Origin of the sequence: Pseudomonas sp. PGPPP1, from assembly GCF_002255865.1 — a bacterium.
Taxonomy (GTDB): domain Bacteria; phylum Pseudomonadota; class Gammaproteobacteria; order Pseudomonadales; family Pseudomonadaceae; genus Aquipseudomonas; species Aquipseudomonas cremoris.
Genome location: NZ_NKIG01000032.1, coordinates 1 through 19512, shown reverse-complemented (window position 1 = coordinate 19512; position 19512 = coordinate 1). Strand labels below are relative to the sequence as shown.

At 61.1% G+C, this 19512-nt stretch carries 17 protein-coding genes; 12 read left to right on the top strand and 5 right to left on the bottom strand.

The genetic code is table 11. The features are described 5' to 3' along the window. Position 1: 1 nt before the first annotated feature. Complete coding sequence (locus CFE47_RS26205; RefSeq protein WP_286841497.1) at positions 2 to 607, bottom strand: hypothetical protein; 606 nt, start codon at positions 605 to 607, stop codon at positions 2 to 4. 58 nt (positions 608 to 665) lie between these two features. Further along, entirely contained in the window at positions 666 to 1133 is a 468-nt protein-coding gene (locus CFE47_RS26200; RefSeq protein ID WP_286841495.1) for a PAS domain S-box protein, read from the bottom strand. 139 nt (positions 1134 to 1272) lie between these two features. On the opposite strand from CFE47_RS26200, the gene CFE47_RS26195 reads away from it, so the two are divergent. After that, entirely contained in the window at positions 1273 to 1728 is a 456-nt protein-coding gene (locus tag CFE47_RS26195) for a flavodoxin (RefSeq protein WP_286841493.1), read from the top strand. Here CFE47_RS26195 and CFE47_RS26190 read toward each other — a convergent pair. Continuing rightward, complete coding sequence (locus CFE47_RS26190) at positions 1709 to 2605, bottom strand: LysR family transcriptional regulator (protein ID WP_185710360.1); 897 nt, start codon at positions 2603 to 2605, stop codon at positions 1709 to 1711. The two genes, CFE47_RS26195 and CFE47_RS26190, sit on opposite strands and share 20 nt — an antisense overlap. Positions 2606 to 2703: 98 nt before the next feature. Between CFE47_RS26190 and CFE47_RS26185 the strand changes: the two genes are divergently transcribed. From CFE47_RS26185 to CFE47_RS26150, 8 genes are all read left to right on the top strand, one after another. Next, a complete protein-coding gene (locus CFE47_RS26185; RefSeq protein ID WP_286841491.1) occupies positions 2704 to 3075 on the top strand; it encodes a CidA/LrgA family protein in 372 nt (123 codons plus the stop codon). After that, positions 3065 to 3751, top strand: a complete 687-nt coding sequence (locus tag CFE47_RS26180; RefSeq protein WP_286841489.1) for an LrgB family protein — start codon at positions 3065 to 3067, stop codon at positions 3749 to 3751. The genes CFE47_RS26185 and CFE47_RS26180 overlap by 11 nt, the downstream gene beginning before the upstream one ends. A 150-nt stretch (positions 3752 to 3901) precedes the next feature. After that, entirely contained in the window at positions 3902 to 4684 is a 783-nt protein-coding gene (locus CFE47_RS26175; RefSeq protein ID WP_185710357.1) for a class II aldolase/adducin family protein, read from the top strand. Next, positions 4684 to 5589, top strand: a complete 906-nt coding sequence (locus CFE47_RS26170) for an alpha/beta fold hydrolase (protein WP_286841487.1) — start codon at positions 4684 to 4686, stop codon at positions 5587 to 5589. Before CFE47_RS26175 ends, CFE47_RS26170 begins: the two co-directional genes overlap by 1 nt. 190 nt (positions 5590 to 5779) lie before the next feature. After that, a complete protein-coding gene (locus CFE47_RS26165; protein ID WP_286841485.1) occupies positions 5780 to 6691 on the top strand; it encodes an SDR family oxidoreductase in 912 nt (303 codons plus the stop codon). Positions 6692 to 7189: 498 nt separating this feature from the next. Beyond that, positions 7190 to 8968, top strand: coding sequence for a DUF1302 domain-containing protein (locus CFE47_RS26160; protein WP_286841577.1), 1779 nt, complete (start codon positions 7190 to 7192; stop codon positions 8966 to 8968). 24 nt (positions 8969 to 8992) lie between these two features. Further along, positions 8993 to 10360, top strand: coding sequence for a DUF1329 domain-containing protein (locus CFE47_RS26155; RefSeq protein ID WP_185710354.1), 1368 nt, complete (start codon positions 8993 to 8995; stop codon positions 10358 to 10360). A 240-nt stretch (positions 10361 to 10600) separates the two neighbouring features. Then, on the top strand, positions 10601 to 13102 hold the full coding sequence (locus CFE47_RS26150) for a LuxR C-terminal-related transcriptional regulator (protein ID WP_286841483.1): 2502 nt from the start codon (positions 10601 to 10603) through the stop codon (positions 13100 to 13102). On the opposite strand, the gene CFE47_RS26145 is transcribed toward CFE47_RS26150, so the two are convergent. Then, positions 13099 to 13974 carry a helix-turn-helix domain-containing protein gene (locus CFE47_RS26145; RefSeq protein ID WP_286841481.1) on the bottom strand — a complete coding sequence of 292 codons (876 nt, stop codon included), beginning with the start codon at positions 13972 to 13974 and terminating at the stop codon, positions 13099 to 13101. The genes CFE47_RS26150 and CFE47_RS26145 overlap by 4 nt on opposite strands. 138 nt (positions 13975 to 14112) lie before the next feature. On the opposite strand from CFE47_RS26145, the gene CFE47_RS26140 reads away from it, so the two are divergent. Further along, on the top strand, positions 14113 to 15015 hold the full coding sequence (locus CFE47_RS26140; RefSeq protein WP_286841479.1) for a DMT family transporter: 903 nt from the start codon (positions 14113 to 14115) through the stop codon (positions 15013 to 15015). A gap of 108 nt (positions 15016 to 15123) precedes the next feature. Here CFE47_RS26140 and norR read toward each other — a convergent pair whose 3' ends face one another. After that, entirely contained in the window at positions 15124 to 16647 is a 1524-nt protein-coding gene (gene norR / locus CFE47_RS26135; RefSeq protein ID WP_286841477.1) for a nitric oxide reductase transcriptional regulator NorR, read from the bottom strand. Positions 16648 to 16794: 147 nt separating this feature from the next. Between norR and hmpA the strand changes: the two genes are divergently transcribed. Continuing rightward, positions 16795 to 17976, top strand: a complete 1182-nt coding sequence (gene hmpA / locus CFE47_RS26130) for an NO-inducible flavohemoprotein (RefSeq protein ID WP_185710349.1) — start codon at positions 16795 to 16797, stop codon at positions 17974 to 17976. Between the two features lie 214 nt (positions 17977 to 18190). Beyond that, positions 18191 to 18697: a disulfide bond formation protein B gene (locus CFE47_RS26125; protein WP_286841474.1), complete on the top strand. Its 507-nt coding sequence runs from the start codon at positions 18191 to 18193 to the stop codon at positions 18695 to 18697. Positions 18698 to 19512 lie beyond the last annotated feature (815 nt).

The following is a 19512-nucleotide window of genomic DNA, read 5'->3' as shown; positions in this document are numbered from 1 at the left end:
CTCAGGCGTGGACTTCGGGGTGCACCAGGCGGTGCTGATGCAGGATGAACTGGCGCAGGCGCTCGGTTTCGTCGGCATCGGCTTGGCTTAGCCGATAGGCGAACAGCCCGCGCGCGGTTTCGCGCTCGAACGTCCCGCGCAGCGCAATGCGCTCATAGCCCGAAGGACTGAACCACAGGGAGAAGGTTTTGGGCGGTTTGACCCGGCCACGTATCTCAACCAACACACCCTTGAACGACACTTCATGCACCCACAACGCGCTGGCGTGCCCCCTGATGTTTTCCAGCGCCACCGCTGCTTCCAGCGCCAGGCGCCACGGGCGAATCATGGGGCCGTCTTCGAAGATCGTCGGCACGCCCAGGCGCAGGTGCACCGCGTGAAACTCATCTTCCACCAGGTGCAGGGGGAACGTGAGTTGCTGGTTGTCGAACTGCGCCTGGATCGTTACGTGGTCGTGGGCGGCCAGGCGAGTGAGCAAATCACGAATCTGTGCGCCGCCGTTAACGGTCAGGCTCGACGATGCATCCCGCAGGTTGAGCTGCGGGTTGTGGTGCATCATCTGAATGAAGTCCAGCTCGTCCTGCGTCAACAATGTGTCGCGTTGCATGGGGCTTGCTCAAGGGCTAGGTGTTAAAACGCCATTATCCTCTTAATGACCGTTTTTTCTAATTAATGTTAGATCCGCCCGTCGCTTTGAGTGCGGCCAACTCGGCCTTGAGCTCGGCCACTTGGGCTTCCAACTGGGACACACGTTGTTGGGCCTTGACCTGAACCGTGACGTCTTTTTGCACGCCCACGAAGTAAGTCTGCTTGTCAGCCGGGTTGTAAGTGGTTGATAGCGAAAGCTCATTCCAGAAGTGCGTGCCGTCCTTGCGGAAGTTGCGCAGGGTTTCACGGCAAGTGCCGCCGCTGGCGAGGGCTTCGCGGATAGCGATCAGGGCCGGTTGATCACGGTCGCCGGACTGCAGGAAACGACAGTCCTGGTAGAGGATCTCGTCGCGGGAATAGCCGGTCAGCCGCTCGAAAGCCGGATTGACGTAGATCAGCGGCAAGTCCTTGCCTTCCCGTTCGGCGATAACGATACCGTCGTTGGATGCGTTGATGACCATTTGCATCAGTTGGGCGTTAATCATTGCGGGCAAATCCGTGCTTTAAGGTTGTCGCAAGTCTAAGACAACGTAGCAATCTGTCCATGTGATCGAGACGTTTTTTCGTCCGCCGCAGTTGAGCTGCTAACATCCCACGCTTTCGCTCAACTACAGGATCAGATTGATGAAAGTCGCCATCCTTTCCGGCTCGGTCTACGGCACGGCAGAAGAAGTTGCCCGCCACGCCGCCGGTATCCTCAACGCAGCCGGTTTCGACGCCTGGCACAACCCCCGCGCCACCCTGGCGGATGTGCAAGCGTTTGCACCGGATGCGTTCCTGGCGGTGACATCCACCACCGGCATGGGTGAGCTGCCCGACAACCTGCAACCGCTTTACTCCACCCTTCGCGATCAACTGCCTGCGGCCTTCCGTGGCCTGCCCGGCGCAGTGATTGGCCTGGGCGACGCCAGCTACGGCGACACCTTCTGCGGCGGCGGCGAGCAAATGCGCGAGCTGTTCGGCGAGTTGGGTGTGCGTGAGGTGCTGCCGATGCTGCGCCTGGACGCCAGCGAAAGCGTCACCCCCGAGGCCGACGCCGAACCCTGGTTGGCCGAGTTGGTCACTGCACTGCGCGGTTGACCGGAAACTCGCGCAACAACGCCAGCCAGGCCTGGGCGGCTTTCGACAGATAGGCGCCCTCACGCCAGATAAACGCGATGTCCCAGCGCAGGTAGTCGGGCGCCTTGAGCGTCAGGCGCACCACACCCGGTCGCACCAGCGCACGGGCAACCACGCTGGGCAACAGCACCACGCCCTGGCCGGCCGCGACCAGCGCCGCCAGAAAATCTGCCTGCCCGCTACGCCCGACTTCCTTCGGCGTAAAGCCCACCCCTTGGCAGGCCTGCAGCAGTCGGTCGTTCAGCACAAAACTGCGTTGGTACATCAAAAATGGCGTGTCAGCCAATTCCTCCAGGCGTACCTGGGCGTTTTGCGCCAGCGGGTGATCCATCGGCAGCAGGGCGTCCAGCGGTTCATCGCAGAAGGGCTGCCAGGCGAATGCCGGGTCGCTGGGCATCAGGCTGCCGCCCACATCCAACTCACCGCTCAGGATCGCCTGTTCGATGGTACGGCTGCCGCCTTCCAGCAGTTGAATGGTGACCTTCGGATAGCGCCGCCGGTACTCGGCAAACAGCCCGGCGAACAAGGTGTCGCCCGCCAGCAGCGGCAAGCCCAGGCGCAATTCGCCACGGGTCAGTTGCTGCATGTCATCCAACTCGCTGAGCAACTCGCCCTGTAGGCGCAGCATGGCTTCGGCCCGTTGCAACACCACCTGGCCGGCGGCGGTCAGGCGGATCTGCGAGCCGGTGCGTTCAAGTAATGGCGTGCCCAAGCTCTGTTCAAGCTGTGCCACCTGTTTGCTGACGGCGGACTGGCTGATGTGCAAGGTTTTGCCCGCTTGGGTGAAACCGCCTCGATGGATGACTTCGACAAAGCTGCGCAGCTGTTTGAATTCCATGATCATAATTCCAGTTTGGAATGGCTGGCAGTCTAACAATTCGCTGTGGGGATGGGAGGTGACTCTTTAAAATGAGCGCCTACGAGGAATCAAAGCTCATGAAACGTTTCATCCGTCTGCTGATTGAACTGGTCGTTTTATTGGCCATTTACCTGTTTGGCTGCCAACTGTCGACGTGGCTGGCGTTGCCGATCCCTGGCGGTGTCGTCGGGCTGGGGTTGCTGCTGGCAACCTTCGCCAGCGGCCTGGTCAAGCCGGCGACCCTGCAACTGGGCGCGGGTGTGTTGATGGCGGAAATGCTGCTGTTCTTTATTCCCGCACTGATGAGCCTGCTGGACTACGGCGGCCTGTTGCGCAACGACGGCTGGCGCATCCTACTGGTGATCGCGTTCAGTACGTTGGCGGTGATGCTGGTGACGGCCTTTACCGTGGAACTGGTGTGTCGCTGGAAGCTGCGCCATGAATCTTGAACTGATGCCGTTGTTCTGGCTCGCCCTGACCTTGGGCGCCTATGTGTTCAGCCGTTGGATCTACCGTCGCACCGGGCGCTACCTGTTGTCACCGGCGATCCTGGTGCCGGTGCTGCTGCTGGCGGTGGCCGTGCCACTGAACACTGCTTATGCCGAGTATGCCGCCGACACCCATTGGCTGATGTTGATACTGGGCCCGGTCACCGTGGCGTTTGCCGTGCCGATCTGGCAACAGCGTCGCTTGCTCGCGCGTCACTGGTCGGCGTTGTTGCTCGGCATGATCGCGGGCAGCGTGGCGTCGATTGCCACCTCGTTCGGCTTGGCCAATGCGTTGGCGCTGGACAGTTCGGTGACGCTGTCCCTGGTGCCCCGTTCGATCACCACGCCGTTCGCCATGCCGGTGTCTTCCGACCTCGGCGGCGTGCCGGAACTCACTGCTGTCTTTGTGATGTTCACCGGTGTGTTCGGCGCCATGCTTGGCGGCGTGCTGCTTAAGTGGCTGCCGCTGCGTACACCGATGGCGCGGGGCGCATTGTTTGGCGTTGGCGCGCACGGCGTGGGTGTCAGCCGTGCGCGGGAAGTGGGCGGCGAAGAAGGTTCTGTGGCGGGCTTGGTGATGGTGTTGACGGGCTTGCTCAACCTACTTGCAGCGCCTTTATTGGCGGCGCTTCTCTGACGCCGGTTCGCCAGATTTAAACTATTCTCAACGCTGACTCGTACGGTCATCAAGCTGGCTGCCAAGGCAACTACGGCGGGCAGGGCGTCTGACTAGACTGGCCCTTCACCTAAAAAAATAATAAGAAAATGCGCCAAGGAGGTCATTGTCGTGAGCCTAGCCCCCGTTCTATCGCCACAGAATGTCAAAGATCAGGTCAGTGCTGCCGAGTGGCAGGCCCGCGTCGACCTGGCGGCCTGCTATCGCCTGGTGGCGTTGCACGGTTGGGACGACCTGATCTTCACCCACATCTCGGCCAAGGTGCCGGGCACCGAAGACTTCCTGATCAACCCCTATGGGCTGATGTTCCACGAGATCACGGCGTCGAGCCTGGTCAAGGTCGACCAGGCCGGCAACAAGCTGATGGACAGCCCCTACGAGATCAACCCGGCGGGCTACACCATCCACAGTGCCATCCATGAAGTACGCCATGACGTCACTTGCGTGCTGCACACCCACACTGCGTCGGGTGTTGCGGTGGCCGCGCAGAAGCAGGGCGTATTGCCCATCAGCCAGCAATCGATCTTCGTGCTGTCGAGCCTGGCCTATCACGCCTACGAAGGCGTGGCGCTGAACCATGAAGAGAAGGCCCGCTTGCAGGCCGACCTCGGCGACAACAATTTCCTGATGCTGCACAACCACGGCCTGCTGACCTGTGGCAGCACCATCGCCGACACTTTCCTGATGATGTTCACCTTCCAGCGCGCCTGCGATATCCAGGTGCTGGCGCAGAATGGCGGTGCGGAGTTGATTCCCATCGGGCCGCAGATTCTCGCAGGCGCTAAAGCGATGGTCGCCGCCGTCACCAAGAGCGCACAAGGTATGGGTGGCGCGCTGGCGTGGCCAGCGTTGCTGCGCAAGTTGGACAGCCAAGACCCGGGGTATAAAAGCTGATGCCACTCGCCGAGATCCCGCTCAGAGCCTGGCGCAAGCGCGGGCAGAGCTTTGTGTTCCGTGGTCGCACCATCCGTTATTGGGTGGCGGGGCAGGGTGAGCCCCTGCTGTTGATCCACGGCTTCCCCACCGCCAGTTGGGACTGGCATTACCTGTGGCAACCCCTGGCCCAGCGCAACCTGGTCATCGCCTGCGACATGCTGGGTTTTGGCGATTCGGCCAAACCGTTGGATCACGCGTACTGCTTGCTGGAACAGGCCGATTTGCAGCAGGCCTTGTTGGAACACGTTGGGGTCGACCAGGCGGTGCATGTGTTAGCCCATGACTACGGCGACAGCGTGGCCCAGGAACTGCTGGCCCGGCACTATGAAGGCCGTTTCCAGATGGCCAGTTGCGTGTTTCTCAACGGTGGCTTGTTCCCCGAAACCCATCGCCCGGCGCTGGTGCAGAAGCTTCTGCTCAGCCCCCTGGGTTGGATGATCGGTCGCGCGTTCGGTCGCAATGCGCTGTCCAACAGCTTCAGCCAGATCTTCGGCCCTAACACCCGCCCCAGCGAAAGCGCCCTGGATGATTTCTGGAGCCTGATCAATTGCAACGAAGGCACGCGCATCCTGCACAAGCTCATTGCCTATATTCCGCAGCGCAGGCGCATGCGTGAGCGTTGGGTGCAGGCCATGCAGCGCGATGAAGTACCGCTGCGGGTGATCGACGGTGAAGTCGACCCGATTTCCGGCGCGCACATGGTGGAGCGGTACTGCGAGCTGGTCCCGCACGCTGACACGGTGTTGCTGGCCAACATCGGCCACTACCCGCAGATCGAGGCACCGGTGCAGGTGCTCAAGCATTACTGGGCGTTTCGCGAGCGGATTGCCGGCCCTGTGTGGGAGCTGGCTTGCCTGCGATGAAAACACCTCGGTCCATATGAAAAAAACGCGGTGATGCTATCGCAGACAAGCCAGCTCCCACACAAGCCTGCTCTCCCACAATCATCCCCCAGCCTTATCGCGCACCATTCAGCCCCAGCCGACTTTATTGTGACCCGCGCCTGTGTGCCTGACACTCGACCCATTCCCATTGTCGCCATTGGAGTTCGGTATGAGTGAGTCAGTGCAGTTCCAGGATAAGGTCGTGATCGTCACCGGTGCCGGCGGCGGATTGGGCCGGGCTCATGCGCTGCTGTTCGCCAAACACGGGGCTAAAGTGCTGGTCAATGATCTGGGCGGCTCCACCCAGGGCGAGGGCGCCAATGCCTCGGCTGCCGACCGGGTGGTTGCTGAAATCCGCGAAGCAGGCGGTACTGCCGAAGCCAACCATGACTCTGTCACCGACGGTGACAAGATCGTCCAGAACGCCCTCGACGCGTTCGGCCGTATCGACGTGGTGGTCAACAACGCCGGCATCCTGCGCGACAAGACCTTCCACAAAATGGACGACAGCGATTGGGACCTGGTTTACCGGGTGCATGTCGAAGGCGCCTACAAAGTCACCCGCGCCGCCTGGCCCCATCTGCGCGAGCAAGGTTACGGCCGGGTGATCTTCACCGCGTCCACCTCGGGCATCTACGGCAACTTCGGCCAGTCCAACTACGGCATGGCCAAGCTGGGACTGTACGGTTTGACTCGCACCCTGGCGTTGGAAGGGCGCAAGAACAACATCCTGGTCAACGCCATTGCCCCCACCGGCGGCACGCGCATGACCGAAGGCCTGATCCCGCCGCAGGTGTTCGAGCGTCTCAAACCTGAGCTGGTTAGCCCGTTGGTGGTGTACCTGGGCAGCGAAGCGTGCCAGGAAACGTCGGGGTTGTTCGAAGTGGGCGGCGGCTGGATCGGCAAGACCCGTTGGGAACGCAGCCTGGGGGTGGGCTTTGACCCTGAGGCAGGTTTCTCCCCCGACGATGTGGCAGCGCATTGGCAGCAGATTTGCGACTTCGACGGTGCGGCTCATCCTAAGGACAACATCGAGGCGTTGAAGGAGATGATGGCCAACTTACAGAAGTACAGCCTCTGATCGTTGCTTGAAAAGATTTGAATCCTGCGGGGCGCTGATGGCGCCCCGTTTTATTTTTGGCATAAAAAAGGCCGCTGCAAAGGCAGCGGCCAAAGTAAGACGTTGGATCAAGGAGCGACAAATCAACGTCAGTGAACACCGTTAACAGATTGAAAACAGGCATCAATCCATTCAAGACTGGCTTTTCTTCCGGTTGGGGAAGCGGGCCGTTTGCCCTGAAAGCGAGATAAGAATAGTCGCTTGTAACAAAATGAGTAATCCCGATTCATGACAAGGACTGTTGCGAAACTGGCAATAGTCGGTCTGGGCGCTATCCATTCCCCTGATAACCCGCCATCCACCCGATCCATGCCCGCGCCAAGACGCCGGCCAGAGCGCCCGTTAATCCTTTTGAGCGACAACACGAATCCCTCCTTGGTGCGCTTATCGCTCCTGATGCGCGGCAGTAGGGTGGGGCCTTCTGTCACTCACCGGGGAAGACGCATGACAAAAACAACAATGCGCGCCATCTTCAGGCCACAGGCGCTGGCCGCTGCGGTTGCACTGGGTTGCTGTGCCCAGGTACAGGCTGTTTCGTTCAACATTGGCGATGAGATCGAAGGGCAATTCGACTCATCACTCTCGGTGGGCGCGAGTTGGGGCATGCGCGACGCCGACAAGAAGCTGGTGGGCACCGTCAACGGTGGCACCGGGCAGGCGTCTACCGGGGATGACGGCCGGCTGAACTTCAAGAAGGGCGAGACCTTCTCCAAGATCTTCAAGGGCATTCACGACTTGGAGCTCAAGTACGGCGACAGCGGCGTGTTCGTGCGCGGCAAGTACTGGTACGACTTTGAGCTGCAGGACGAAGACCGCGAATTCAAACAGATCAGCAATCACCATCGCGACGAGGGCGCACGCTCATCCGGCTATGAGTTGCTCGATGCCTTTGTGTATCACAACTACGCCATTGGCGATCAGCCGGGCAACGTGCGACTGGGCAAGCAAGTGGTCAGTTGGGGCGAAAGTACCTTTATTGGTAACTCCATCAACAGCATCAACCCCATCGACGTTTCGGCTTTCCGCCGTCCGGGGGCCGAGATCAAGGAAGGGCTGATTCCGGTGAACATGCTGTTTGCCTCCCAGAGCCTGACCAACCAACTGACGGTAGAAGGCTTCTACCAGTTGAACTGGGAAAACACGGTGCTTGATAACTGCGGCACATTCTTCGGTGGGGATGTGGCAGCCCATGGGTGCAATAGCAATTACACCGTGGGTAATCCGGCCATCGCGCCCTTGCAACCTGTGGCTGCAGCATTTGGGCAGGGGTTTGAGGTAACGCGCGAAGGTGTGATTGTGCAGCGCGCACGGGATCGGGATGCCCGTGATGGCGGGCAGTTCGGTGCGGCGTTGCGCTGGTTGGGGGATGACACCGAGTACGGCCTGTACTTCATGAATTACCACAGTCGTACACCCACCGTCGGCACCATCACCAATACCGCGAACCCACTCACACTTGCCGCGATCTCCGCCGCCGCCAACGCTCGTGCGCCCACCAGCGGCCCCGGCCTGGTCCAGAGTCTGATGCTCGGACGCGGCCAGTACTACCTCGATTACCCGGAAAATATTCGCCTGTTCGGTGCCAGCTTTTCCACCACCTTGCCCACCGGCACGGCGTGGACCGGGGAAATCAGCTACCGGCCCAATGCGCCGGTGCAGCTCAATACGACTGATCTGACCCTGGCCTTGATCAACCCAGTCTCCGGCCAACTGGCCTCACCCATCCGCAGCAACTTCGGCGACGACAACAAAGGTTACCGCCGCAAGGAAATCACCCAGATCCAAAGCACCATGACCCAGTTCTTTGACCAGGTGCTCGGTGCCGAGCGTCTGACCCTGGTGGGCGAGGCGGCCTACGTGCACGTCGGCGGGCTGGAAGACAAATCCAAGCTTCGCTACGGCCGTGATTCGGTCTACGGCGCCTATGGTTTCCAAGGCGACACCGACGGCTTTGTCACGGCGAACTCCTGGGGCTACCGCGCCCGGGCGATCCTCGACTACAACAACGCGCTGTTCGGGGTGAACCTCAAGCCCAACCTGTCGTGGTCCCATGACGTGGCCGGTTATGGTCCCAACGGCCTGTTCAACAAAGGCGCCAAGGCCATCAGCATCGGCGTGGATGCGGATTACCGCAGCACCTATACCGCCAGCCTCAGCTACACCGACTTTTTCGGTGGCGACTACAACACCCTGACCGACCGCGACTTCCTTTCCTTCAGCGTCGGCGCGAACTTCTGATCACGGTTTGAAAAGGACAACTTCATGCGCAAGATGATTCTGCAATGCGGCGTATTGGCCCTGAGCCTGTTGGCTGCCAACGTCATGGCCGCCGTGACACCGGAAGAAGCCGCCAAGCTGGGTACCACCCTGACCCCGGTCGGCGCCGAAAAAGCCGGCAACGCCGATGGCTCCATTCCGGCCTGGACCGGTGGCATCCCGAAAAACGCCGGTGCCGTGGACAGCAAGGGCTTTCTCGCCGACCCATTCGCCACTGAAAAACCGCTGTTCGTAATCACCGCGGCGACGGTCGACAAGTACAAGGACAAACTTTCCGAGGGCCAGGTGGCGATGTTCAAGCGCTACCCCGAGACCTATAAGATCCCGGTGTACCCGACCCACCGCACGGTCAACCTGCCGCCGGATATCTACGAGTCGATCAAGCGCAGTGCCTTGAACGTGCATGCGATCAACGACGGCAATGGCTTGGAAAACTTCACCGGCAACCGCTACTACGCGTTCCCGATTCCCAAGAACGGCGTGGAAGTGCTGTGGAACCACATCACCCGTTACCACGGCGGCAACCTGCGCCGCATCATCACCCAGGCCACCCCGCAGACCAACGGCAGCTACACGCCGATCCGTTTCGAGGAAGAAGTGGCCGTGCCGCAACTGATCCCCGACATGGACCCGGCCAAGGGCGCCAACGTGCTGACCTTCTTCAAGCAATCGGTCACCGCGCCGGCGCGCTTGGCGGGCAACGTGCTGCTGGTGCATGAAACCCTCGACCAGGTGAAGGAACCGCGCCTGGCGTGGATCTACAACGCCGGCCAACGCCGTGTTCGGCGTGCGCCGCAAGTGGCGTACGACGGGCCGGGCACCGCCTCCGACGGCCTGCGTACCTCGGATAACTTCGACATGTTCTCGGGTGCCCCCGACCGCTACGACTGGAAACTGGTGGGCAAGAAGGAGATGTACATTCCCTACAACAGCTACAAGCTGGATCAGCCGACGCTCAAGTACGACGACATCATCAAGGCCGGCCACATCAACCAGGACCTGACCCGCTACGAGTTGCACCGCGTGTGGGAAGTGGTCGGCACGGTCAAGCCGAGTGAGCGGCACATCTACGCCAAGCGCCACATGTACATCGACGAAGACAGCTGGCAAGTCGCGCTGGTGGACCACTACGACGGCCGTGGCCAACTGTGGCGTGTCGCCGAAGGGCATGCGCAGTTCTACTACGACCACCAGGTGCCGGCGTACACCGTGGAAACCCTGTACGACATCATCGCCGGTCGCTACATCGCCCTGGGCATGAAGAACGAGGAGAAGAGCAGCTTCGTGTTCGGCTTCGCCGCCAAGGCGGCGGACTACACCCCGGCTGCCCTGAGGTCCGAGGGCATACGTTAACTTCCAATCAAAGTGGGACCAACAAGTGGGAGCTGGCTTGCCTGCGATAGCATCGCTTCGGTGTCACTGACAGATCGAGGTGCCTGCATCGCAGGCAAGCCAGCTCCCACACAAACACCTCTCACCTCTGGTTCTGTGCATGTCCTTCAATCACCCTGCTGAATACTTCTTCAACAACCGCCAGCCACAGGACTAGGGTAGGCGCCAGGTTGCAAAACAATAAAAAAGCAGGATGCAGCAATGACCGCCATGACACGCTGCCTGGACCGTCCTGGATTCATGCCCCGGCTGTCCTCCCATCATTTATTGCGTCCGCGCCTGGCCGAGCCTTTGTTGGCAGCGCAAGCCAGGGTCAAGTTGCTGTGCGCCCCTGGCGGCAGCGGCAAGAGCGCGCTGCTAGCCGAATGCGCCTTACAGGCACCCAAGGGCTGCCAGGTGTACTGGCTGCCGCTCAATGGCGTGGCCTTAAGTCCCCTCGAACTTTGCCAACGCCTGGCGCAAAACCTGGGCTTGGCGTTTATCGATGAAGCCACACTGCTGCGGGACCTCTCCCGTTGGCTGTCGCCTGCATGGCTGTTCCTGGATGATTTCTGCCGGCTCCCCACGCCGGACACCGATGCCTTGCTCGACCGTCTGCTCACCGCCAGCAGCCCGGCGCTGACCTGGTGGTTGGGGGCGCGGCGGCGCCCCATGTGCAATTGGCCGCGCTTGCTGCTCGACGATGAACTGCTTGAATGCGGCGCCGACCTGGCGTTTACCCCTGCCGAAATCCAGCAGTTGTTAAACCATTCGCCGGGGCAGTCTGTCGACAACGTGCTGCAGTTCAGCGCCGGCTGGTGCGCCGGCGTGCGCATCGCGTTGCTGGGCGATGGTCATCCGCAAAAGACCTTGCTCGACTACCTGCAACACGAACTGTTCAGCACCTTGCCAATCGAATTGGCCGACGCCTGGCGCGTGCTCGCCCACCTGCCGCGCTTCAACGCCGGGCTGTGTGAGCACCTGTTTGGCTATGGCGACGGTGATCAATATTTGCGTGATTTGCAGGCCCTCGGTGCGTTCATCCAGCCGTGGGAAGACACTGACTGGCTGCAGGTCTTCCCGCCGCTTGCGCAATTGCTGCGTGACGAGCCGTGGCCAGCCAAGCGCTCCTGGCACCGACGCGCCTGCCAGTGGTTTACCGCCGAACAGGACTGGCAGGCCGCCTTCGAGCAGGCGTTGCTGGCCGAGGAGTACGAAGTGGCGGTGAGCCTGTTGCAGCACTTCAGTTTCGAGGACCTGTTCCGTCAACAGAACGCCGTGTTGCTGTTGCGCCTGCATGAACAACATGGCGATGAGCTGATGCTCGGCTCGGCGCAACTGGTGGGCCTGGTCACCGCCGCTTTGCTGTTTGCCGGGCGTTTTGACCAGGCCGCGCAGTGCATCGACCAGTTGGCGCGGTTTGCGCCACAGCCGACGGCCGCGCAGCAACGCTACCTGCTGGCGCGCTGGCAGGCGCAATGGGGTTGGCTGTTGCATTTGGGCGGTGATGCCGAGCGTTCTCGTGTGCATTTTCTTGAAGCGTTGCAAGCGTTGCCCGACAGCGCGTGGACGTCGCGACTGATGTGCCTGTCGGGGCTCACCCAACAAGCCTTGTTGCGCGGTGAGCTGGACGTGGCCCAGTCACTTAATCGTGAGGCGCTGTGCCTGGCGCGTGCCCATGGCTCGTTGCTGCTGGAAGCGCTGCTTGAGCTGGACCATGCACAATTGCTGGAACAGCGTGGCGCACCGTATCGCGCGCAAAGCTTGCTGGAGAATGTGCAGGGGATACTGCTCAAACAGCGGCTCAAGGCCGGGCCCTTGGTAGGACGTATCGCTTTGCGGCGTGGGCATTTGGCATTGCGCCAGGGGCAGGACAGCCTGGCCGCAGAATGTTTCGAGAACGGCTTGAAGATGTGCCTGCACAGTCAGGACAAACGTGTGCTCTACGGGTTTCTTGGCCTGGCGTTGCTGGCTGCCAACCGCGGCGACTATGCCCAGGCTTTTGTCCAGTTACGCGACGCCGAGCGCCTGATGCAGCAACGCCAGGTACCGGACACGGTATACCGCGCGGTATTGCTGCTGGTCAGCGGGCACTTCTGGTTGCAGCAGGGCCGTGCGGAGTTGACGGTGGAAGCGGTGCGCCGTGTACTGCGCCATTTCCGTGGGCCCACGGCCAAGCAAGCGCCGCCGGCAACCCTGGAGCTGATCCCACGGCTCGAGTACCTGCTGGTGTTGGCCGAGGTCAAAGTGGGCTGCGCCGAGCAGCCGGTGGCCCGGCTTATGGCATTGTTGGAAAGCACTCATCAGCGCGGCATGCTCTGCCTGGAGACCGAGTTGCACCTGGTGCTGGGGGAGGTGGCCTGGCGAGTCGGCGATCCCGCTCTTGCCCGACGGTCGCTGCAAACCGGGCTGGAGCTGGCGGCGCGGTGCCAGGTTCAGCAGGCCATTCGCGAGCTGCGTCTGCGTTCGCCGGGCTTGTTGAGTGAGTTGGGCATGGAGCCTCAGGCCTCAACGCCGGGTACCGTGGAAAACCCTCTCAGCCAGCGCGAGTTGGAAGTGTTGCAACTGATCGCCCAGGGCAGCTCGAACCTGGAAATCGCCGACCGGCTGTTTATCTCCCTGCACACCGTCAAGACGCACGCGCGGCGTATCCACAGCAAGCTCGGTGTGGAGCGGCGCACGCAAGCGGTGGCCAAGGCCAAGACGTTGGGCTTGATGGTCTAGGCGCAGAACGCCTGGCGGTACTCGCCGGGCGTGGCACCCATGGCTTGGCGAAAGCGATGGGTAAAGTGGCTGGCGCTGGAGAAACCGCACATCCAGGCGATCTCACCCAAGGGCAGGGCGCCATTGCGCAGCAGGGCCTGGGCGCGGGTCAGCCGGCGCGCCAATAGATATTGGTGAGGCGGCAAGCCGAAGCTTTGGCGGAACATCCGCGCGAAATGGTATTCGGACAGCGCGCACATCCCGGCCAGTTGCCCGAGGCTGATCGGGTCTTCCAGGTGCTGGTCGATGTACTCCACCAACAACCGCCGTTGGTGCGCGGCCAATCCGCCTTTCAAGCGCAACCCTTCGCGAGCGCCGACCTGGCTGAGCAGGGTGTGGCTGAGCATTTCATGGGCCAGGCTGCTGGTCAGCAGGCGTTCGGCGGGTTCATGCCAGTTCAACGCAATAAGCTGATGGAAGCGACGCGCTTGGCTGGGGTCTTCCAGGAACGTGCTTTCGCGCAATTGCAGCGTGCGCGGTTCGCGGTCCAGCAGGGTGACGCAGCCGAGGGCGAATTGCTCCGGGCTGAAATACACGTGTGCCAGGCGGATTTCGCCGTTGATCACCCAGGCGGATTGATGTTCGGCTGGCAGGATGCACAGCTTGTCGGGCCCGCCCTTGGTGCCCGGCTGGTCACGCCGAAAGGTGCCGGTGCCACCGCCGATGTAGCACGACAAGGTGTGATGGCTTGGCGCCTGGTAGTCCTGGGCATCGTGATGGTTGCTCCACAAGGCCGCAGACAAGCCGTCACCGAGCTCGGCGCAGGCCTCCAGGCGTGCGTTGGGCGAGCGGTTAAGGGCTTGAAAGACTTGCAGCGATTCCAGATCAGGCATGGTGATTACTCTTTGACGCCTTGCATCCTACTCCGCGCGGCGATGGCTGTGATCCCACCTCCCGACAAAAGCGCAAGATTGTGCAAGCGCCTTGCGCGGGTTCAGGGCAACACTGTGGCTCAATCGATGGAGCCCGTTATGAACCTTTCCCTGTACCTACTCACCGTGCTGATCTGGGGCACCACCTGGATCGCCCTCAAATGGCAGTTGGGCGTAGTGGCGATCCCGGTGTCCATCGTCTATCGCTTTGGCCTGGCGGCGCTGGTGCTGTTTGCGCTGTTGTTGGTGAGCCGCAAGTTGCAGGTGATGAACCGGCGCGGGCATTTGATCTGCCTGGCCCAGGGGCTGTGCCTGTTTTGCGTGAACTTCATGTGCTTTCTCACCGCCAGCCAATGGATCCCCAGCGGCCTGGTGGCGGTGGTGTTTTCCACGGCCACCCTGTGGAACGCGCTGAATGCCCGAGTGTTCTTCGGCCAGCGGGTGGCGCGCAACGTATTGATGGGCGGCGGGCTTGGTCTGGCAGGGCTGGGCTTGCTGTTCTGGCCAGAACTGGTGGGGCATACCGCCAGCCCGCAGACCTTGCTCGGCCTGGGCCTGGCGTTGCTGGGGACGATGTGTTTCTCGGCGGGCAATATGCTCTCGAGCCTGCAACAGAAGGCCGGGCTCAAGCCGCTGACCACCAATGCCTGGGGCATGGCCTACGGCTCAGCGATGTTGGCCACATACTGCGCGGTGCGCGGTATTCCGTTCGAGATGGATTGGAGTGCGCGGTACATCGGCGCGCTGTGGTACCTGGTCATCCCGGGTTCGGTGATTGGTTTTACCGCGTACCTGACCCTGGTCGGGCGCATGGGGCCGGAGCGTGCGGCGTATTGCACCGTGTTGTTCCCGGTGGTGGCGTTGAATGTGTCGGCGTTTGCCGAGGGCTACCAGTGGACGGCACCGGCGCTGGCGGGGTTGGTGCTGGTGATGTTGGGGAATGTGTTGGTGTTCAGGAAGCCTAAGCCTGTGAACACGATCCTCAAGGTACAGCAGGTCTAATGTGGGAGCTGGCTTGCCTGCGATAGCGGTGTATCAGCCAGCTCACTTTTAACTGACCCAATGCTATCGCAGGCAAGCCAGCTCCCACCTTAGAACTCAGTGTGCTCGTTATTTCAATCCAAGCCGCTTTGCCATGCGCCCCAGGTTGGCGCGGTCCAGGCCGAGTTCGCGGGCGGCACTGGCCCAGTTGTGCTGATGGCGTTCCAGGCAGGCGCTGATGATCTGGCGCTGATAGTGCTCGGTGGCCTGACGCAGGTCGCCGGTGACGATGGGGATCACCTCGGCCGGTGCTTCGATGGCGGGCGCGCTAACGTCCGGCAAGTCCAGGTCCTGGGCACTCAGGCTGAGAATCTTCGGCCGCTCGCGGCAGTTACCCAAGGCTTTCAGGGCACTGCGGCCAATCAGGTGTTCCAATTCACGCACATTGCCCGGCCAGTTATAGGCCAACAGCGCCGCCTGCGCATCGGCGGTCAGGCGCAGGCTGCCCAGGCCCATGCGTGAGCGGTTCTGTTCGAGGAAGAAGCCGGCAAGCAGCAACACATCCCGCCCACGCTCGCGCAGGGCTGGCACTTGCAGCGGGTAGACGCTGAGGCGGTGGTAGAAGTCGGCGCGGTAGCGGCCGTTGCGCACTTCGTCGGCCAGGTCGCGGTTGGTGGCGGCGATCAGGCGCACATCCACATGGTGTTCCTTGTCCGAACCCAGGCGCTGTAACTGGCCACTTTGCAACACCCGCAGCAGCTTGGCCTGTACGGACAGGGACAGCTCGCCCACTTCATCGAGGAACAGCGTGCCGCCATTGGCCAGCTCGAACTTGCCGCGCCGCTCGTTCAGCGCGCCGGTGAAGGCGCCGCGCACATGGCCGAACAGCTCGCTTTCCACCAGGGTTTCCGGCAGGGCGGCGCAGTTGAGGCTGATCAGCGGTTTGTCGGCCCGCGTTGAGGCAGCGTGGATCGCCTGGGCCACCAGCTCCTTGCCCACCCCGGTTTCGCCGGTGATCAGCACGGTAAGGTCGCTGCCGCCCACCAGCTTGATCTCTTCCACCAGGTGCTTGTGCGCCTTGCTCTGGCCGATCATTTCCTTGTGTTGCTGGCCGCTGGCCTCGCGGTAGATTTCGGCGCGCAGGGTCAGGCGCTCGATACGTTCGGCCACGTTGACGGTGGCCGCGGCGAGGCTGGCGAAGGCTTGCAGGGCGTCCAGTTCGACGCGTTCGAAGCGCTCAGTGTCGAGGGCATCGAGGGTCAACAGCCCCCAAGGCTGATCGTCGACGAACAGCGGGCAGCCCATGCAATCGTGGACTTCCAGATGCCCATGCAGGCCATCGACCAGGCCGTCATAGGGGTCGGGCAGTTCGCTGTCACTGTCGAAGCGCGTCGGACCAGGGCTGCTCAGCAGCACGGCAAAGCGCGGGTGCTCATTGACCTTGAAGCGCCGGCCCAGGGTGTCGGGACTCAGGCCATCCACCGCCAGCGGCACCAGCCATTCACCGTCCAGGCGCAGCAGGGCGGCGGCATCGCACGGCAGCAGGGCGCGCATGGCTTGCAGCAGGCGGCGGTAGCGCTCGCCTTCAGGCAGTTCGCGGGACAGGTCGGCGACCAGAGGCAGCAGGGTGGTGAGCAACGATTGCGCAGTCATAATGACTCCTTGTAGTCCTTATGACTATACGGCGTAGGAAGTCATACTGACTACATTGATTTTAAGTCATTGATAAATAACGATTTATAAGTTGGCACGAATACTGAGTAAGCAAGGGTAATCAGTCAAAAGACCCAGGAGTCTGCCATGCTTAGTGCCCAAGACCGTGCCATCGTCAAATCCACTGTGCCCCTGCTGGAAAGCGGCGGCGAAGCGCTGATCACCCATTTCTACCGCATGATGCTCTCCGAGTACCCAGAAGTTCGCCCGTTGTTCAACCAGGCTCACCAGGCCAGCGGCGACCAGCCCCGTGCCTTGGCCAATGGCGTGCTGATGTACGCACGGCACATCGACCAATTGGACCAACTGGGCGACTTGGTGGCCAAGATCATCAACAAGCACGTGGCCCTGCAGATCTTGCCGGAGCATTACCCGATCGTGGGCGCGTGCCTGCTGCGGGCCATTTCCGAAGTGTTGGGCGATGAGATCGCTACCCCTGAGGTGATGAGTGCCTGGGGTGCGGCCTACGGCCAATTGGCGGATATCCTGATCGGCGCTGAAGCGGCGATTTACGACGAGAAAGCCCAGGCGCCGGGTGGCTGGCGGGGGGCGCGGCCATTTCTGCTGGTCAAGCGTGTGGAGGAGAGCGACGAAATCATCTCCTTCTACTTTGCCCCGGTGGATAACGGCCCGATCCTGGCCGCAGCCCCAGGCCAATACATCGGCATGAAACTGGTGCTGGATGGCGAAGAAGTGCGCCGCAACTACTCGCTGTCGGCCCTGAGCGATTCGGGCCTGTACCGTATCAGCGTCAAGCGTGAGGCGGGTGGGCGGGTGTCCAACTACCTGCATGATCAGGTGCCTGTCGGTGCAACCATCGACCTGTTCCCGCCCTCCGGTGAGTTCACCCTGGCCGCCAGCGACAAGCCCCTGGTGCTGATCAGCGGCGGCGTGGGTATCACTCCAACCTTGCCGATGCTGGAAGCGGCCCTGGCCACACAGCGCCCGGTGCACTTCATCCACTGCGCGCGCAACGGCGGGGTGCATGCTTTCCGTGACTGGGTCGATGGCCTGGCGGCGCAGCATCCGCAGCTCAAGCGTTTTTATTGCTACGCCGAGGACGATGGCGTGAGCCCGGCGGCGGACAAGGTCGGCCTGCTGAACCAGGAGCAACTGGCGGCGTGGTTGCCGGAGCAGCGGGATGTGGACGCGTACTTCCTGGGGCCTAAAGGTTTCATGGCGGCGATCAAGCGCCACCTCAAGGCGTTGGGTGTACCGGAGAAGCAAAGCCGGTATGAGTTCTTTGGGCCGGCTGCTGCGCTGGAGTAAGTTTTAACCGTCACATCGAGTCGGCGCCATCGCGGGCAAGCCCGGCTCCCACAGGGAAATGGGGTCCTCTGTGGGAGCCGGGCTTGCCCGCGATGGCGTTCGTCCATTCACAACATTCCTCCTGATTAATCCGCTGTTAACGCCTCTCTGTTTAAACCACTCTCTGTGTGTAAACTTGCGGCCATTGGCTCGACCAGACAAAGGGAAACTTAAGATGAGTGACGAATTGCGTTTAGGCAGGGAGCGGCGCTTTCTGGTGTTGCTGGGCATCATCTGCCTGGCGCTGATCGGCGGTGCACTTTATATGCAGGTGGTACTGGGCGAGGCACCTTGCCCGCTGTGCATCCTGCAGCGTTATGCCTTGCTGTTGATCGCGATCTTCGCGTTCATCGGCGCAGCCATGCGCACCAAGGGTGCCCTCACGTTTTTTGAAGGGCTGGTGATACTCAGTGCCCTCGGCGGCGTGGCGGCAGCCGGTCACCATGTGTACACCCAGTTCTTCCCAGAGGTCAGTTGCGGCGTCGATGTGCTGCAACCGATTGTCGATGAACTGCCACTGGCCAAAGTGTTCCCGCTGGGCTTCCAGGTCGATGGCTTCTGCAGCACGCCTTACCCGCCGGTGCTGGGCCTGTCCTTGGCGCAATGGGCGCTGGTGGCGTTCGTGCTGACGGTGATCCTGGTGCCACTGGGTATCTATCGCAATCGCCAACGCAACGCCTGAGTCGCTGCCTCCAAAACGCCCCGGTCCTTCTTGAGGGAAGGCCGGGGCGTTTTTGCTTGCGGGGATTTGTGAACGGAGCGTGACGCAGGACAATTTCAGGTGTGCGCAGTGTGCGACATGTTGTCACACGGAGGTTGCCGCAGGACGTTTCTGACCCGATAAACCGGCGCTTAAATTTGCATCGCAAGGGTAAATTGTGCTGTCAGTTCGTCGTTTACACGCCGCCACAAGGCGTGCGCCACGTGAGTCATTCGGTAATGTCCGAATGCCTTGTTTTATGGGGGGTTGCACCGGTTTTGCATGCCCTTACAGCGCGTAAGGGATGGGGTGGGTTGCCCAATAACACGGCAATTTTTGTGGTTTTTGTTGAGAATCGAACGCGATAAGATCGCGAACACTTGCAATAATGGTGAAGGATTATTGCTGTAATCGATAAAAATTATTTCTTTATAAGACATGGTTTATACATCGCTAGCTAACTACAATCGCCCGCACTGAATGTCCGGTGCTGTTCAATATTTGAGCACTGGAGCGGTCGAGGGGCAGATGGATGGCTCTGTGCGACCCCAAGGTTCCGGCAGCCTTTCAACTACCCGCACCAAATGGAATTGGTCTGTAACAAGGCCTTTAACCACGAAATCGAATAAGAACTCACCGCAGGTCCGTGAAACGTACAGTTATGGCGTGACGGGCAGGCTCTTATTCAATCGAAGAGAAATGCCAACCCTTGGCAGGGTGAAGTGTTGGCGATCAAAACCCAACTGCATTGCGCAAGCTGCTTTAGAGGTCGTGAGATGAGTAAAAACAGGTACCCC

Excerpts from the sequence above, each read along its gene's own strand:
- CFE47_RS26205 (WP_286841497.1), bottom strand. The coding sequence starts at position 607 with ATGCAACGCGACACATTGTTGACGCAGGACGAGCTGGACTTCATTCAG.
- CFE47_RS26200 (WP_286841495.1), bottom strand. The coding sequence starts at position 1,133 with ATGATTAACGCCCAACTGATGCAAATGGTCATCAACGCATCCAACGAC.
- CFE47_RS26195 (WP_286841493.1), top strand. The coding sequence starts at position 1,273 with ATGAAAGTCGCCATCCTTTCCGGCTCGGTCTACGGCACGGCAGAAGAA.
- CFE47_RS26190 (WP_185710360.1), bottom strand. The coding sequence starts at position 2,605 with ATGGAATTCAAACAGCTGCGCAGCTTTGTCGAAGTCATCCATCGAGGC.
- CFE47_RS26185 (WP_286841491.1), top strand. The coding sequence starts at position 2,704 with ATGAAACGTTTCATCCGTCTGCTGATTGAACTGGTCGTTTTATTGGCC.
- CFE47_RS26180 (WP_286841489.1), top strand. The coding sequence starts at position 3,065 with ATGAATCTTGAACTGATGCCGTTGTTCTGGCTCGCCCTGACCTTGGGC.
- CFE47_RS26170 (WP_286841487.1), top strand. The coding sequence starts at position 4,684 with ATGCCACTCGCCGAGATCCCGCTCAGAGCCTGGCGCAAGCGCGGGCAG.
- CFE47_RS26165 (WP_286841485.1), top strand. The coding sequence starts at position 5,780 with ATGAGTGAGTCAGTGCAGTTCCAGGATAAGGTCGTGATCGTCACCGGT.
- CFE47_RS26160 (WP_286841577.1), top strand. The coding sequence starts at position 7,190 with ATGCGCGCCATCTTCAGGCCACAGGCGCTGGCCGCTGCGGTTGCACTG.
- CFE47_RS26155 (WP_185710354.1), top strand. The coding sequence starts at position 8,993 with ATGCGCAAGATGATTCTGCAATGCGGCGTATTGGCCCTGAGCCTGTTG.
- CFE47_RS26150 (WP_286841483.1), top strand. The coding sequence starts at position 10,601 with ATGACCGCCATGACACGCTGCCTGGACCGTCCTGGATTCATGCCCCGG.
- CFE47_RS26145 (WP_286841481.1), bottom strand. The coding sequence starts at position 13,974 with ATGCCTGATCTGGAATCGCTGCAAGTCTTTCAAGCCCTTAACCGCTCG.
- CFE47_RS26140 (WP_286841479.1), top strand. The coding sequence starts at position 14,113 with ATGAACCTTTCCCTGTACCTACTCACCGTGCTGATCTGGGGCACCACC.
- norR (WP_286841477.1), bottom strand. The coding sequence starts at position 16,647 with ATGACTGCGCAATCGTTGCTCACCACCCTGCTGCCTCTGGTCGCCGAC.
- hmpA (WP_185710349.1), top strand. The coding sequence starts at position 16,795 with ATGCTTAGTGCCCAAGACCGTGCCATCGTCAAATCCACTGTGCCCCTG.
- CFE47_RS26125 (WP_286841474.1), top strand. The coding sequence starts at position 18,191 with ATGAGTGACGAATTGCGTTTAGGCAGGGAGCGGCGCTTTCTGGTGTTG.